Genomic DNA, 14,022 nt, shown 5'->3' on the forward strand with positions numbered 1-14,022 from the left:
CGGGTCCGCGTACCACCGCCGGAGGCCAGGGCGGCACGCACGGCGGCCGCGCCCTTCGCCGCGTCGCCGGGGGGCCCGGCCAGGGCGGGGGCGAGGTCGGCCGTCGAGGTAGACGGCTCCCACTGCTTGCCGCGCTTGCCCGCGTCCATGGCCTCGTTCGCGAGCCGGTCCGCGTGCTTGTTCCGCTCGCGCGGGATCCACTCGTACGTGACCTGCCCGCGCGGGAGGATCTTCGCCGCCTCGGCCGCGAGCGGCTTCATGTCGGGGTGCTTGATCTTCCAGCGGCCCGACATCTGCTCCACGACGAGCTTCGAGTCCATCCGGACCCGGACCACCGCGTCCGGCGCCAGCTCCGCCGCCGCCTTCAGGCCCGCGATCAGGCCCTTGTACTCGGCGACGTTGTTCGTCGCCACGCCGATGAACTCGGCGCGCTCGGCCAGCGTCTCACCGGTGGCCGGGTCGAGGACGACCGCCCCGTAGCCGGCGGGGCCCGGGTTGCCCCGGGAGCCGCCGTCCGCCTCCACGACGAAACGCGGCATCAGATGCCCGAGTCCGCCGCACGGACCAGGATGCGGCCGCAGTTGTCGTGGCGGACGACCTGGTCACGGGCCGCGGCCTTGATCTCGTTGATCTCGGCCATGTCGAGCTCCAGCCGGCAGCCCTCGCAGCGGCGCTGGTACAGGCGCGCGGCGCCGACCCCGCCCTGCTTGACGCGGATCTTCTCGTACAGCGCCATCAGGTCGGACGGCATGGAGGCCACGATGACCTCGCGGTCCTTGGTGACCTTCGCGGCCTCGGCGTCGAGGTCGCCGGTGGCGGCGTCGCGGCGCGCGGTGGCGTCCGTCAGCTTGGCCTCCAGCGCGGAGACGCGCCCGGTGATCTCGGTGACGCGCTCCTGGGCGCCCTCCAGCCGCTCCATGACCTCCAGGACGACGTCCTCCAGGTCGGCCTGGCGCTTGGCGAGCGAGGCGACCTCGCTCTGCAGGTTCGCCAGGTCCCGGGCCGAGATGCCCGCGCCGGAGTCGAGCCGCTGCTGGTCCCGGGCCGCGCGCTGGCGCACCTGGTCGACGTCCTGCTCCGCCTTGGTCTGCTCGCGGGCGGCGTCGCTGGCCTGCGTCTGGGCGGCGACGAGGAGGTCGCGCTGCTGGCTGAGGTCCTTGGTCAGCGAGTCGACCTCGGCGTGCTCGGGCAGCGACTTGCGCTTGTGGGCGAGCTGAAACAGCCGGACGTCCAGGGCCTGGACGTCGAGGAGTCGGATCTGGTCGGCGGGCTCGGCGTTCAGTTGGGGGCTCCAGAGGCGCTAGAAGGGGGTGTGGCGGACGGCACGTGCGCCGTCCAGGGGTCGGTGACCGTGCGCGAGACGTGGGTCCGCAGACCCCAGCCGTGGCGCTCGGAGATCGCGTCGAGCTGCGCGGCGGCCTGCTCGCACCAGGGCCACTCGGTGGCCCAGTGCGCGGCGTCGACGAGGGCGAGCGGGCTCTGCTCGCGGGCCTCGGACACCGGGTGGTGGCGCAGGTCGGCGGTGAGGAAGGCGTCCACGCCGGCGGCGCGGACCTGCGCGAAGAGGCTGTCGCCGGAGCCGCCGCTGACGGCGACGGTGCGGATCAGCGCGTCCGGGTCGCCGGCGGCGCGGATGCCCTGCGCGGTGCGCGGCAGCCGGGCGGCGGCGCGGGCGGCGAACTCGCGCAGGGTCTCGGGGTGGTCGAGCTCGCAGATCCGGCCCAGGCCGCGGCGGCCCGCCGGGTCGGTGGGGTCGGGCACGAGGGGGCCGGTGACGCGCAGGTCGAGGGCTCCGGCGAGGGCGTCGGAGACCCCGGGGTCGGCGGTGTCGGCGTTGGTGTGGGCCACGTGCAGGGCGATGTCGTTCCTGATCAGGGTGTGCACGACACGGCCCTTGAAGGTGCCCGCGGCGACGGTGGTGGTGCCGCGCAGGTAGAGGGGGTGGTGGGTGACGACCAGGTCGGCGCCGAGCTTCACCGCCTCGTCGACGATCTCCTGTACGGGGTCCACGGCGAACAGCACCCGGGTGACCTCGGCATCGGGGTCGCCGCAGACGGTGCCGACGGCGTCCCACTCCTCGGCCCGCGAGGGGGGCCACAGAGCGTCCAGCGCGGCGATGACTTCAGAGAGACGGGGCACGGGCCAAGGCTACCGTCCGTGGCGACCGGCGGTCCCCTGACCGGGGCGCCAGCACAACCGCCTCCCCCGCCACCGGCGAATCGGTGGTCGGCCACCCTTACGTGTGAAGCGGGCTGGGTCGTGCTGTTCGGCTGGAAGTGCGAAAACTAGCTTCCTCCCCGGAGGTGAAGGCCCGGATGACTGTCTGTGCCACCGAGACCACGACGACCACCGCTCTCCCGGACCCCGAGGCCGCCGAGCCGGCCGGGGCCCCCGAAGTGCCGGAAGCCCCCGGCGCCCCGGTGGCGGCCCCCGCACCCGCCGCCCCGGTGGCCCCGGCCCCCGCCCTGGCGGTGTCCGCCGACGGGGCGTACGCGGCCCGGCTGGCCGGTGAGGGGGAGGCGCGCTACCCGGAGCGTTGGACGCTGGGCGGCCCGGAGCCGTACGCGGTGCCACTGCCGCTCGCACAGCCGGAGGAGGCCGACAGCGGGGTGCTGGCGCTGGCCGACGGGCAGGTGCTGATCCACCGCCGGGTCGCCGACCGGCACGAGTTCTCCCTCCTCTACCCCTCGGGCGCCGCCTCCGGCCCCCGCACCGGGGAGTTCCGGCTCGGCTCGGTCGACGCCGAGGAGGGGCTGCGGGTCCGCCTGCTGCCGCCGTCCCCCGACGGGTGCGGGGCCTTCGCCCTGGCGGTGGGGGACGGGGAGAGCACCGTCTGGCAGGTGGCCGGGGGCTCCGGCGGGCCCGAGCGGGTCGCGGTGGTCCCGGGCCGCTGCTCGGGCGGGGTCTGGCTGGACCGTACGGGCCGGCTGCTGGCCCTGGACCGCGAGGCGGAGGGCCGCACCAAGGCCGTCGCGGTGGACCTGGGGCGGGGCGGGGTGGTCAGCCCGCTGCTCCAGATCGCGCAGGACAGCGACGACCGGCTGCTGCTGGCGGCCCCGGACAGCGGGCTGCTGCTGATCCGCTCGGACGCCCCGGGCGAGTCCCGGCTCGGCTGGGGCGTGCTGGGCAGCGAGCGCCCGGTCCGCTTCCCGGAGTGCCTGCGGCTGGAGGACGCCCACCCCTTCGCGGTGCAGCCGGGGCAGGTCCTGATGCCGGAGACCTGCGGGGTGGCGCTCCGGGTGGGCGACGGCGGGCTCGCGCTGTGGCGCCCCGCCGACCGGTACGTCTTCCGGCTCGGCGCCCCGGAGGGCTGGCTCGGGAGCGGGCTGTGGACCCCGGACGGGCGGCTGTGCCTGCCGTACTCCACCCCCGGGGTGCCGTGCGGCGTCGTCAGCCTGAGCCAGCCCGCGGCCCCGCCGCCGCCGGTGCGCGTGGACCCGCCCCCGCCGCCGGCCCCGCGGCCGGTGCCGCTTCAGCAGGCGCCGCTGGGCTGATCCGCGTACGGGGGCGCGTACGGGGTCCCGTGGTAGGGAAGGGGCATGACGATCACCGAACGCCCCGCCACCGACAGGCCCTTCGACGCGGTCCTGTGCGACCTCGACAACGTCATCCGCTTCTACGACTCCAGCGGGCTGGCCGCGCTGGAACGCCTGGCCGGCCTCCACGAGGGCACCACGGCGCAGCTGGCGTTCTCCCCCGAGCTGGACCGGCCGCTGCTGCTGGGCCGGATCACCCGGGAGCAGTGGGCGGAGTCCATAGCCGAGCGGCTGCGCGAGGACTTCGCCGAGGCGCGGTCGTGGGAGCTGGCGGAGGCGATGACCCGGTCCCCGTTCGCGGCCGACGAGGCGGTGGTGTCCGTACTGCGCGGGGCGCGGGCGGCCGGGCTCTCGCTGGTGCTGGTGACGAACGCCGCCCTGGACCTGGACGAGGACCTGGCGGCGATGGGGCTCACCGACCTCGCGGACCACGTGGTCAGCAGCGCCCGGGAGGGCGTGGCCAAGCCGGACCCGGAGATCTACGCGATCGCCGCCGCGCGGGCGGGCGCCGCCCCGGAGCGCTGCCTGTTCGTGGACGACCGGCTGGAGAACGTGGAGGCGGCCGTCGCCTTCGGGATGACCGGCGTGCACTACCGCGGCCCGGACGACCTGCGCGCGGCGCTCGCCTTCCTGAGCTGACGCGGGCGGACGCGCGGCGGGCGGGCGGCCGGACGGGCGGGGCGCGGGCGGACGCGCGGCGGCGGCCCGGGGGTCCCCTCCCCGGGCCGCCGCCGGACGCGCTCAGCCGTGCTTGAGGCCCAGGACCTCGGCCGCCGCGAAGGTCTCGTTCGCCGGGCGGGAGTCGTAGTGCGGGGTGAGGAGGGCGTCGAGCTCCTCGTAGGAGAAGACCTCCTTGGCCGTGTCGAACTTCGCGGCCACCCGCGGGCGTTCCATCACCGCGACGATCCCGCCGTGCACGACGAAGAGCTGCCCGTTGGCCTTGGCGGAGGCCGGCGAGGCCAGGTAGCCGACGAGGGGGGAGACGTGCTCGGGGGCGAGCGCGTCGAGCTTGCCGTCCTCCGGGACCTGGAAGCCGGCGAAGACGTCCTCGGTCATCCGGGTGCGGGCGCGCGGGCAGATCGCGTTGGCCGTCACCCCGTACTTGGCCAGGGCCAGGGCGGTCGAGGTGGTCAGGCCGACGATGCCGCCCTTGGCGGCCGCGTAGTTGGGCTGGCCGGCCGAACCGCCGAGGAAGGCCTCCGAGGAGGTGTTGACGATCCGCCCGTACACCGGGCCGCCCGCCGCCTTGGAGCGTTCCCGCCAGTGGGCGGCGGCGAAGCGGGTGGTGTTGAAGTGGCCCTTGAGGTGGACCCGGATCACCGAGTCCCACTCGTCCTCCGTCATGGAGAAGACCATCCGGTCGCGCAGGATGCCCGCGTTGTTGACGAGGACGTCGAGCTTGCCGAAGGCGGAGACGGCGAGGTCGACCAGCTCCCGGGCCTGCTCGTGGTCGGCCACGTCGCCCAGGTGGGTCACCGCCCGGCCGCCCGACGCGCGGATCTCCTCGGCCACCTCCTCCGCCGGGGCGGCGGAGGCCTCGCCCGAGCCGTCGCGGCCGCTCTGCCCGAAGTCGTTGACGACGACGCTCGCGCCGAGCCGGGCCAGTTCGAGGGCCTCGGCCCGGCCGAGGCCGCGGCCGGCACCGGTGACGATGGCGGAGAGCCCCTCAAGTGGGAGTGACATCCGTGGCGTTCCTCTCAGCGGTGAGCAGCGGTGAGCAGCGGTCTCAGAGTTCGATGCAGGTGCGCAGGGCCACGCCGGTGCGCATCTGGTCCAGGGCGTCGTTGATCTCGGCCAGGTGCACCCGGTGGGTGATCAGGTTCTCCAGGTCGATCCGGCCGGCCCGCCACAGCGCGATGGTGCGCTCGTAGGAGCGCAGGACGTCGCCGCCGCCGTACATCGAGGGCAGGATCTTCTTCTCGTCGAAGAACAGGGAGAACATGTTGACCTGGAAGTTGTCGTCGAGGGCGCCCGCGCCGACCACGACGACGGAGCCGCCGCGGCGGGTCGTCTCGTACGCCTTCTGCGCGGTCGCGGACTTGCCGACGACCTCGAAGACGTAGTCGAAGCCCTCGCCGGCGGTGATCCGGTTCTTGGCGTCGGCGAGCTCCTCCGGGGAGACCGCTTCGGTGGCGCCGAACCGCAGGGCGGCCTCGCGCCGCGAGGCGACCGGGTCGACGGCGATGATCTGGGCCGCGCCCTGGACCTTGGCGCCCTGGATGACGGAGATGCCGACGCCTCCGCAGCCGATGACGGCGACCGAGGAGCCGGCCTCCACCTTGGCGGTGTTGATGGCCGCGCCGAGTCCGGTGGTGACGCCGCAGCCGATGAGGGCGGCGATGTCGAAGGGCAGGTCGTCGGGGATCGGGATCGCGCAGGCGGCCGGGACGACCATCTCCTCGGCGAAGGTGCCGGTGCCGGCGAAGCCGAAGACGTCGCTGGCGGCGCGCTTGAAGTTGGGGGTGGCGACGTTCCCGAAGGCCTCCAGGCACAGGTGGCCCTGGCCGCGCTTGCAGGCGGGGCAGTGGCCGCAGGGCGGCAGCCAGCAGACGAGGACGCGGTCGCCGATCCGGTGGGAGGTGACCCCGTCGCCGACGTCCGTGATCACGCCGGAGCCCTCGTGGCCGGGTATGAAGGGGGCGGGCTGCGGCAGTACGCCGCTCATCGCGGAGAGGTCGGAGTGGCACAGGCCGGTGGCCTTGACGCGGATCCTGACCTTGCCGGGGCCGAAGCCCACGGCCTCCATGTCGTCGACGACCTCTAGCTTGTCCTGGCCTATCTCGCTCTGCAGTGCTGCGCGCACGGTGCGGCTCCTTGGGGCGTCTGGCGTCTGGCGTCTGGCGTCTGGCGTCTGGGGGTTGCTACGAGTGTTCGACGACGGTGTCGGCGAGGACCGGCGCGTCGTCCCGTTCGACGGCGGTCACCGAGACCAGGACGCGGCCCTCCTCGCGCCACATCCGGATGCGCAGCGTCTCTCCCGGGAAGACGATCCCGGCGAAGCGCGTGCGGTAGCCGCGGACCCGGGACACGTCCCCGTCGAGGACGGTGTCGACGACGGCCTTGAGGGTCATCCCGTAGGAGCACAGGCCGTGCAGGATCGGCTTGTCGAAGCCGGCCAGTTTGGCGAACTCCGGGTCGGCGTGGAGGGGGTTCCAGTCCCCGGAGAGGCGGTAGAGCAGCGCCTGCTCCTCGCGGATGGCGCGTTCCTCGGTGCGGTCGGGGGCGCGGCCAGGCAGTTCCTCCTTGACGGAGGGGCCGCGCTCGCCGCCGAAGCCGCCTTCACCGCGTACGAAGATCTGCGCGTCGCTGGTCCAGAGCGGCCCGTCGGCGTCCGCGACCTCGGTGCGCAGCACGATCACCGCCGCCTTGCCCTTGTCGTAGAGGGCGGCGACCTTGGCGGAGGAGGTGGCGTTCCCCTTGACGGGGATGGGCCGGTGCAGCTCGATGGACTGACCGCCGTGCAGGACGTTGGCGAGGTTGACCTCGATGCCGGGGGCCGCGAGGCCGCCGAGCATGGCCATCCCGGCTCCGGCGACGGTCGCGAAGCTGGGCAGGACGTGGAGCCTGGACTCCAGGGTGTAGCGGAGCTCGTCGGGGTCCGTGGCGAGGCTCTGCCCGTTCAGCGACGTGCCCGCTCCGAGGCCGAGGTGGTAGAGCTGGACGTCCTTGTGGTCCCAGCCGATGTTCCCCTGTCGGGGTTCGGCGGCCAGGGCCCTCGCGGCATCGATCGTCATGAGGATGCTGCTCCTTCGGTTCCTTGGAAGACCTCGGTGCGGCCGTCCGCACCGTCGGCCGCACCGAGGTCGTATGCGGAGCCGGACGCCGGACGCGTTCTAGAACGCGTTCTAGCGGCGGCTGAAGGCATGTATAACGCACGCCCCAGCACTTGGGAAGACTGCTGACTTCACGTCAGATGACCTTTGGCCGAGGCGTGTTGCCGGTCGTGCCGGACACCGGCGGTTACGCTTCGCCGGTGGACGAAATGCCCGTGACGCACCGGCCCGCCCGCTCGCTGCGCGTCCTGCTGGAGCCGCCGGACCCGGCCCTCGCGCTGCTGCTCGGCCTCCAGCCCGACATCGAGGTGGTCGACTCCCCCGTGGCCCGGCCCGAAGTGGCGCTGGTGGAGGAGGTCGCCGCGGTGACCGCCCTGCTGGCCGATGACCCCGAATGCCGGGTCCTGGTCACCGCCCGCTCGGCCCGCCCCGGCCTGCCGGAGGCGGCCCTCGCGGCGGGCGCGGCGGGACTGGTCCTGCGGGACGGCCCCGTCGAGGACCTCGCGGACTGCCTGCGCCGGGCCTCCATGGGCGAGACGGTGATCGACCCCGCGCTCACGGGTCATCCGTAGACGCCCCGGGCATCCCCGGACGTCCCAGACGTCCCCAGACGTCCCCAGACGTTCCCAGAACATCCCGGAACGTCCCAGAACATCCCCGAGGCCCTCCGCCGGCGCCGGCGGAGGGCCTCGGGACGCCCCTGCGGGGGCTCAGCCCGCGGGCTTGGTCCAGTCGTCGACCGTCCGCGACGGGTCCAGCGCCACCGGCAGCCGCTCCAGCCCCCGGAAGGCGGGGAACGGCCCCTTGAGCCAGTCGCCGCCGTGCGCCGACGGCATCGCCAGCACCATGTCCGGGAAGCGGTCCAGCAGTGACGTCAGGCAGATCTCCAGCTCCAGACGGGCCAGCGGCGCGCCCAGGCAGTAGTGCGCCCCGAAGCCGAAGCCGAGGTGGTTGCCCTGGAGCCCCTCGCGGGTGACGTCGAGCCGGTCGGGCTCGGGGAACTTCTCCGGGTCGCGGTTCGCCGAGGCGAGGGCGATCTGCACGACCGCGCCCCGCGGAATGAGGGTCCCGCCGATTTCCACGTCCTCCAGCGCGTAACGGAAAGTGGAGGTTTCCACCGATCCCTCGAAACGGACCATTTCCTCGATCGCCTGAGGCAGGAGTTCCCGGTTCGCCTGGACGGCCTCCAGCTGCTCCGGATTGGTCAGCAGGCTGTACACGCAGTTGCCGATCTGGAGGGTGGTCGTCTTGTGCCCGGCGAAGAGAAGCACCCAGATCATCGAGACGAGTTCGTCGTCCGTCAGCGGTTCCTCGTCGTGCGGGGTTTCCGCCAGCACGCTCAGGAAGTCGTCGGTGGGGTTCTCGCGGGTGCGGTGGATCAGGTCCGTGAAGTACTCGCGCAGCCAGTGCTCGGCCTCGACCAGTTCGTGCTTGAGGTCCCGGCTGAAGCGGGAGCGGGTGACCTGGGCGAACCACTTCAGCACCTCGACGCGCTCGTCGCCGACGATCCCGAGCAGCTCGCAGATGACCATGACGGGCAGCGGCAGGGCGAAGGCGGACATCAGGTCGACGGGCTCGTCGGTCGGGCACCGGTCCAGCAGCCCGTCCACCAGCTCCTGGATGTGCGGGCGCAGGTCCTTGACGTGGCGCGGGGTGAAGGCGGTCTTGGCGATGTGGCGCAGCCGGGTGTGGCGGGGCGGGTCCGCGAAGAGGAGGTTGTCGTCGAGCGCCTCGCACGCGTCCCCGAAGAGGGCGTGGTAGGTGTCGATGGCCTCGTGCATGTCCTTGCCGATGCGGTGGTCGGCGAGGATCGCGTGGGCGTCCTCGTACCGGGTGACGAGGTACGTGTCGACCCCGTGGCCGGGGGTCAGCCGGGCGATCGGGGCCTGTTCGCGCAGCGACCGGTAGACCGGATAGGGGCACTGCCGGTATTCGGGCGTGCCCTTCGTCACCGCCTCCAGCGCGTCTTCGAGGGCGGGTCCGTCCCCCACTGCCACCGTCGGTTCAGTCGTCACGCGCCCATACCTCTCGGGTATCCCGGAATTGACAGTGGGCTCCTTTCCCTGGGCCGAACGAAGGCAAAACCGCGTTGACCCGTTCGGAGCCGAATCCTCCCCCTCGGGAATGTCCGGGCGACGCCGGACCGGGCCCGCCCTAAGGTGTGGCTGATCCCGTTCCGCGACGCGTTCGGCGAGGCGTTCAGCGAGGCGTTCAGCGGCCCGAAGAGAGGGAATGCGCGCATGCCGGAATACGGTGCCGGCGGTTTCACCGCCAGCGGTGCGTCACTGACCGGTTCCACGGCCCCGGATGACGAGGACGACGGCAGCCGGGCGGTGATCGACGTCCACCACCACTTCTGCGCGCCGCAGTGGCGGGAGTGGGGTGAGGCGCGGGGGCTGGTGAACCCCCGGGCCCTGCCGCCGTGGGCCCATTGGGACGCGGAGTCCGCGCTCGCGCTGATGGACCGGGCCGGGATCGCCACGGCCGTGCTCAAGCCGATGCTGCCCGCGCGGTACGAGAGCTCCGCGCAGCTGCGGGAGGCCATCGAGGTGACGCTGCGGGCGGCGGTGGAGGCCGTCGAGGCTCATCCGGGCCGGTTCTTCTTCCACACCCCGCTGTTCCTGGACGACCTGGAGGTGTCCTCCTGGGCGCTGCGCCGCGGGCTGGACGAGCTGGGCGCGGTCGGGGTGAACGTCACCGCCAACTACGGCGGGGTGTACCTGGGGGACCCCGTGTACGACGGGATCTTCGCGGAACTGGACGAACGCTCCGCGGTGGTGGACACCCACCCGCACAACCTCCCCGCCGTACCGGCGGTGGCCGGCGGACCGGGCGGACCGGGCGGGGCGGGCGCGGCCGGCCCGCCCGGCCCCGGTACGCCGGGCGCCGGGCGCCGACCGGGAGAGCCCGCAGAGCCGGGGCGCCCGCCGGGCGCGGGCCTGCCCACCGAAGCCGGACGGCCGGGCGCAGGCCTCCCCACCGAAGCCCGACGGCCGGGCACGGGCCTCCCCACCGAAGCCCGACGGCCGGGCACGGGCCTCCCCACCGAAGCCCGACGGCCGGGCACGGGTCTCCCCACCGAAGCCCGACGGCCAGGCGCGGGCCTGCCCACCGAAGCCCGACGGCCGGGCACGGGTCTCCCCACCGAAGCCCGACGGCCGGGCGCAGGCCTGCCCGCCGCAGCCGGACGGCCAGGCGCGGGCCTGCCCACCGAAGCCCGACGGCCGGGTGCGGGCCGCGCTACCGAGGCCGACGGGCCCCCGGCAGCCGTGCGCGCCGGCCGGCCAGGGGCCGGGGGGCCGCCCGGGGTGACCGTGCCCGGGGTGCCGAACTTCCTGTGCGACTTCCTCCTCGACACCACCCGCGCCGCCGCCAACATGATCCGCAACCGGACCCTGGACCGCTTCCCGAACCTCTCCGTGATCCTGCCGCACGGCGGCGGGTTCCTCCCGCACATCGCGACCCGGCTGGAGGCCTTCGCGGGCTCCTTCGACCCCCCGGTCGACCCCGCGGTGGTCCGGGACCACCTGCACCGCTTCTACTACGACACCGCCGGCCCCATGTCCCCGGCCGGCACCCTGCTGGCCACCGTCGACCCCGCCCGGATCCTGTTCGGCAGCGACTGGCCGGCCTGCCCCGCCCACGTGGTCACGGACGTCGCCGTCCCCGCGCTGGCCGCGGACCCGGCGCTCACGCCCGCGCTGCGCCGGGCCGTCAACCGGGAGAACGCGCTGCGCCTGATGCCGCGGCTCGTGCCGGCGTAGGGGGGTCCTGCGGACCGGACCGGACCCGACCCGACCCGCACGAGGCCCCCGCGGGAGCTACCTCCGCAGCAGGGTCACCACCGCCGCGCCGCCCAGCCCGATGTTGTGCGCGAGCCCGATCCGGGCGCCGGGGACCTGGCGGGCGCCCGCCTCGCCGCGCAGCTGCCACACCAGTTCCGCCGCCTGCGCGAGCCCGGTCGCCCCGAGCGGGTGGCCCTTGGAGATCAGGCCGCCCGAGGGGTTGACCACCCACCGCCCGCCGTACGTCGTCGCGCCGCTCTCCACGAGCTTGCCGGAGGCCCCGTCCGCGCACATGCCGAGCGCCTCGTACGTCAGCAGTTCGTTGACGGAGAAGCAGTCGTGCAGTTCGACGACGTCGACGTCCTCGATGCCGAGCCCGGAGTCCTCGTACACCTTGCGGCCGGCGGCGGCCGTCATCGGCTTGCCGACGACGTCGATGCAGGAGCCGCCGAAGCTCTCGGCGGTGTCCGTGGTCATCGCCTGGGCGACGATCTCGACGGCCTTGTCGTGCAGTCCGTGGGCCACCACGAAGCGCTCCGAGACGACGACGGCCGCCGCGGCCCCGTCGGAGGTGGGCGAGCACTGGAGCTTGGTCAGCGGGTCGTGGATGGTCTTGGCCGCGAGGACCTCCTCGACCGTGTACACGTCCTGGAACTGCGCGTTCGGGTTGTTCGCGGAGTGCCGGTGGTTCTTGGCGCCGACCGCCGCCAGCTGGGCGGGCGTGGTCCCGTACCGCTCCATGTGCTCGCGGGCCGCGTTCCCGAAGATCTGCGCGGTGGGCGGGGACATCTCGAAGCCGTGCGCGGCGGCCATGATCCCGTAGTGCCGGGCCACCGGCGACGTCTGGAAGTCTCCCCCGTCGGCGCCGCCGCCCAGCGCGCCGCGCTTCATCTTCTCGAAGCCGACGGCGAGCACGCAGTCGGCCAGGCCGCCCTGGACGAACTGCCGCGCCATCATCAGCGCCGTCGAACCCGTCGCGCAGTTGTTGTTGACGTTGTAGACGGGCACGCCGGTCAGGCCCAGTTCGTACGCCGCCCGCTGCCCGGCGGTGGACGGCTGGAAGCAGTAGCCGACCGGCACCTGCTCGACGAGCCCGTAGTCCACGCCCGCGTCGGCGAGCGCCGCACCGCCGGCCTCCTTGACCATGTCCCAGTACTGCCAGTCCCGTGACTCCGGCTTCTCGAACTTCGTCATGCCGACGCCCACGATGTACGACTTCATCTCGGTGACTCCTCGTCCGTGTCCGTTGGTCGTTCAGTCCCTGGGGAGGCCGAGGATCCGCTCGGCGACGACGTTGAGCTGGACCTGCGTGGTGCCCCCGGCGATGGTCAGGCAGCGGGACATGAGCGCCCCGTGCACCGCCCGCTCGCCCGCGCCCTCGCACACCGCGCCCGCCGGGCCGAGCAGTTCGAGGGCCAGCTCGGCGGTCCGCTGCTGGTGGGGGGTCTGCACGAGCTTGCGTACGGACGCACCCGCGCCCGGCTCCAGCCCGGACACCTGCTGGAGGGTGGTCCGCAGCCCGATGCAGGCGAGGGCGTGCGCCTCGGCGGCGAGCGCGCCGATGCGGGCCCGGTAGGAGTCGTCGAGTCCGGCGGAGCGGGCGATCAGCGCCTCAAGGCCGGTGTCGAAGGTCATCTGGTCGGCCATGTGGACGCGTTCGTTGCCGAGGGTGTTGCGGGCGACCTTCCAGCCGCCGTCGGCGGCTCCGACCAGGGCGTCGGCGGGGAGGACGGCGTCCTCGAACCAGACCTCGTTGAAGAGGGCCTCGCCGGTGATCTCCTTCAGCGGGCGGATCTCGATGCCGGGGGTGTTCTTCATGTCGACGACGAAGTAGCCGAGCCCCTTGTGCTTGGGCGCGGCCGGGTCCGTGCGGGCCAGCAGGATCCCGAAGTCGGCGGTGTGCGCGGAACTCGTCCACACCTTCTGTCCGTTGACCTTCCAGGAGCCGTCGGCGGTCCGCTCGGCGCGGGTCCGCAGGGAGGCCAGGTCGGAGCCGGCGCCCGGTTCGGAGAAGAGCTGGCACCAGGTGGTGTCCCCGCGCAGGGTCGGCAGGAGGTGGGCGGCCCGCTGTTCGTCGGTCCCGTAGGCGAGCAGCGAGGGCACGACCCAGGTGGCGATGCCGAGGTCGGCGATCCTGACCCCGGCTTCCTTTAGCTCCTGCTGGACGACGAGCTGTTCGACGGGTCCGGCGCCGAGTCCGTACGGCGGCGGGAGGTAGGGGGCCGCGTAGCCGGTGGGGGCCAGGGCGCGGCGGGCGGCGGCCGGGTCGAGGCCGCGCGCGGCCTCGATGGCGGCGCGGGCGGCGGCCCGGTGGGCCTCGGCCTCCGGCGGGAGTTCGAGGCGCAGCTCGCGCCGGGCGCCGGCCGCGGCGAGGCGTACGGCGTGGATGCGGTGGGCGTCGCCGGGGCCGAGGAGCTGCCGGGCGACGAGGGCGCGGCGCAGGTAGAGGTGGGCGTCGTGCTCCCAGGTGAAGCCGATGCCGCCGAGGATCTGGATGCAGTCCTTGGCGCAGGACCAGGCGGCGTCGAGGGCGGTCGCGGCGGCGAGGGCGGCGACGAGCGACCGCGCCTGAGCGGCCTGACCGCCGCTCCCGTCGGCGGTCGCGGCCCCGGCAGCCGTCCCGGCGGCGGCCCCGGTCGCCGTCCCGGTAGCGGTCCCGACGGTGGTCGGGGCGGCGCTGCCGGCGGCGGTGTTGGCGGCGTCCCAGGCGAGGGCGCGGGCCTGTTCGAGGCGGACCAGCATGTCGGCGCACAGGTGCTTGACGCCCTGGAAGCGGCCGATGGGGCTGCCGAACTGCTCGCGCGTCTTGGCGTACTCGGCGGCGGTGTGGAGCGCCCAGGCGGCGGTGCCGCAGGCGTCGGCGGCGAACAGGGTGCGGGCCAGGGTCCCGGGACGAGGCCCGGGGGTCCAGATCCAGCAGCCGGCCGG

At 73.9% G+C, this 14,022-nt stretch carries 12 protein-coding genes and 2 pseudogenes; 5 read left to right on the forward strand and 9 right to left on the reverse strand.

The window, feature by feature from the left end:
- The 3 genes from SSNG_RS10620 to SSNG_RS10630 all read right to left on the reverse strand — a co-directional run.
- Positions 1-539 (reverse strand): reverse transcriptase-like protein (locus tag SSNG_RS10620; RefSeq protein WP_007263823.1); only part of this gene is annotated, 539 nt, incomplete at its 3' end.
- Entirely contained in the window at positions 539-1,282 is a 744-nt protein-coding gene (locus tag SSNG_RS10625; RefSeq protein WP_007263824.1) for a C4-type zinc ribbon domain-containing protein, read from the reverse strand. The genes SSNG_RS10620 and SSNG_RS10625, both read right to left, overlap by 1 nt.
- The gene (locus SSNG_RS10630) at positions 1,279-2,139 is read right to left on the reverse strand and encodes a Nif3-like dinuclear metal center hexameric protein (RefSeq protein ID WP_007263825.1); all 861 of its coding nucleotides are present in this window, start codon (positions 2,137-2,139) and stop codon (positions 1,279-1,281) included. The genes SSNG_RS10625 and SSNG_RS10630 overlap by 4 nt, the downstream gene beginning before the upstream one ends.
- A 176-nt stretch (positions 2,140-2,315) precedes the next feature.
- Between SSNG_RS10630 and SSNG_RS10635 the strand changes: the two genes are divergently transcribed.
- Together SSNG_RS10635 and SSNG_RS10640 are read left to right on the forward strand one after the other, a co-directional pair.
- Positions 2,316-3,494, forward strand: a complete 1,179-nt coding sequence (locus SSNG_RS10635) for a hypothetical protein (protein WP_128637430.1) — start codon at positions 2,316-2,318, stop codon at positions 3,492-3,494.
- Between the two features lie 45 nt (positions 3,495-3,539).
- The gene (locus SSNG_RS10640) at positions 3,540-4,175 is read left to right on the forward strand and encodes an HAD-IA family hydrolase (protein ID WP_007263827.1); all 636 of its coding nucleotides are present in this window, start codon (positions 3,540-3,542) and stop codon (positions 4,173-4,175) included.
- Between the two features lie 102 nt (positions 4,176-4,277).
- On the opposite strand, the gene SSNG_RS10645 is transcribed toward SSNG_RS10640, so the two are convergent.
- The 3 genes from SSNG_RS10645 to SSNG_RS10655 are packed head-to-tail and all read right to left on the reverse strand — an operon-like array spanning position 4,278 to position 7,270.
- Complete coding sequence (locus SSNG_RS10645) at positions 4,278-5,219, reverse strand: 3-oxoacyl-ACP reductase (RefSeq protein WP_007263828.1); 942 nt, start codon at positions 5,217-5,219, stop codon at positions 4,278-4,280.
- A gap of 43 nt (positions 5,220-5,262) precedes the next feature.
- On the reverse strand, positions 5,263-6,339 hold the full coding sequence (locus SSNG_RS10650) for a Zn-dependent alcohol dehydrogenase (RefSeq protein ID WP_007263829.1): 1,077 nt from the start codon (positions 6,337-6,339) through the stop codon (positions 5,263-5,265).
- 58 nt (positions 6,340-6,397) lie between these two features.
- Positions 6,398-7,270 (reverse strand): MaoC/PaaZ C-terminal domain-containing protein, encoded by an 873-nt coding sequence (locus SSNG_RS10655; protein ID WP_007263830.1) that lies wholly within the window; start codon positions 7,268-7,270, stop codon positions 6,398-6,400.
- A 248-nt stretch (positions 7,271-7,518) separates the two neighbouring features.
- Between SSNG_RS10655 and SSNG_RS42015 the strand changes: the two genes are divergently transcribed.
- Positions 7,519-7,881 carry a DNA-binding response regulator gene (locus tag SSNG_RS42015; RefSeq protein ID WP_241695219.1) on the forward strand — a complete coding sequence of 121 codons (363 nt, stop codon included), beginning with the start codon at positions 7,519-7,521 and terminating at the stop codon, positions 7,879-7,881.
- A 138-nt stretch (positions 7,882-8,019) separates the two neighbouring features.
- Here SSNG_RS42015 and SSNG_RS10665 read toward each other — a convergent pair whose 3' ends face one another.
- Complete coding sequence (locus SSNG_RS10665; RefSeq protein ID WP_241695021.1) at positions 8,020-9,324, reverse strand: cytochrome P450; 1,305 nt, start codon at positions 9,322-9,324, stop codon at positions 8,020-8,022.
- Between the two features lie 225 nt (positions 9,325-9,549).
- Between SSNG_RS10665 and SSNG_RS39370 the strand changes: the two are divergent.
- Positions 9,550-10,092: pseudogene (locus SSNG_RS39370) on the forward strand (amidohydrolase family protein); the annotation flags it as partial.
- Positions 10,093-10,605: 513 nt separating this feature from the next.
- Positions 10,606-11,073 (forward strand): annotated as a pseudogene (locus tag SSNG_RS43670) (amidohydrolase family protein); the annotation flags it as partial.
- Positions 11,074-11,130: 57 nt separating this feature from the next.
- Here SSNG_RS43670 and SSNG_RS10680 read toward each other — a convergent pair.
- Both SSNG_RS10680 and SSNG_RS10685 read right to left on the reverse strand, forming a co-directional pair.
- Positions 11,131-12,315 (reverse strand): lipid-transfer protein, encoded by a 1,185-nt coding sequence (locus SSNG_RS10680; protein WP_007263834.1) that lies wholly within the window; start codon positions 12,313-12,315, stop codon positions 11,131-11,133.
- A gap of 33 nt (positions 12,316-12,348) precedes the next feature.
- On the reverse strand, positions 12,349-14,022 hold a 1,674-nt coding region (locus SSNG_RS10685), incomplete at its 5' end, for an acyl-CoA dehydrogenase family protein (protein ID WP_063749880.1).

It is taken from the genome of Streptomyces sp. C (assembly GCF_000158895.1).
GTDB lineage: Bacteria > Actinomycetota > Actinomycetes > Streptomycetales > Streptomycetaceae > Streptomyces > Streptomyces racemochromogenes.

What these genes read in the sequence shown, in the direction of transcription:
- SSNG_RS10635 (WP_128637430.1), top strand. Translation starts at nt 2,316, where the DNA reads ATGACTGTCTGTGCCACCGAGACCACGACGACCACCGCTCTCCCGGAC.
- SSNG_RS10640 (WP_007263827.1), top strand. Translation starts at nt 3,540, where the DNA reads ATGACGATCACCGAACGCCCCGCCACCGACAGGCCCTTCGACGCGGTC.
- SSNG_RS10645 (WP_007263828.1), bottom strand. Translation starts at nt 5,219, where the DNA reads ATGTCACTCCCACTTGAGGGGCTCTCCGCCATCGTCACCGGTGCCGGC.
- SSNG_RS10655 (WP_007263830.1), bottom strand. Translation starts at nt 7,270, where the DNA reads ATGACGATCGATGCCGCGAGGGCCCTGGCCGCCGAACCCCGACAGGGG.
- SSNG_RS42015 (WP_241695219.1), top strand. Translation starts at nt 7,519, where the DNA reads ATGCCCGTGACGCACCGGCCCGCCCGCTCGCTGCGCGTCCTGCTGGAG.
- SSNG_RS10680 (WP_007263834.1), bottom strand. Translation starts at nt 12,315, where the DNA reads ATGAAGTCGTACATCGTGGGCGTCGGCATGACGAAGTTCGAGAAGCCG.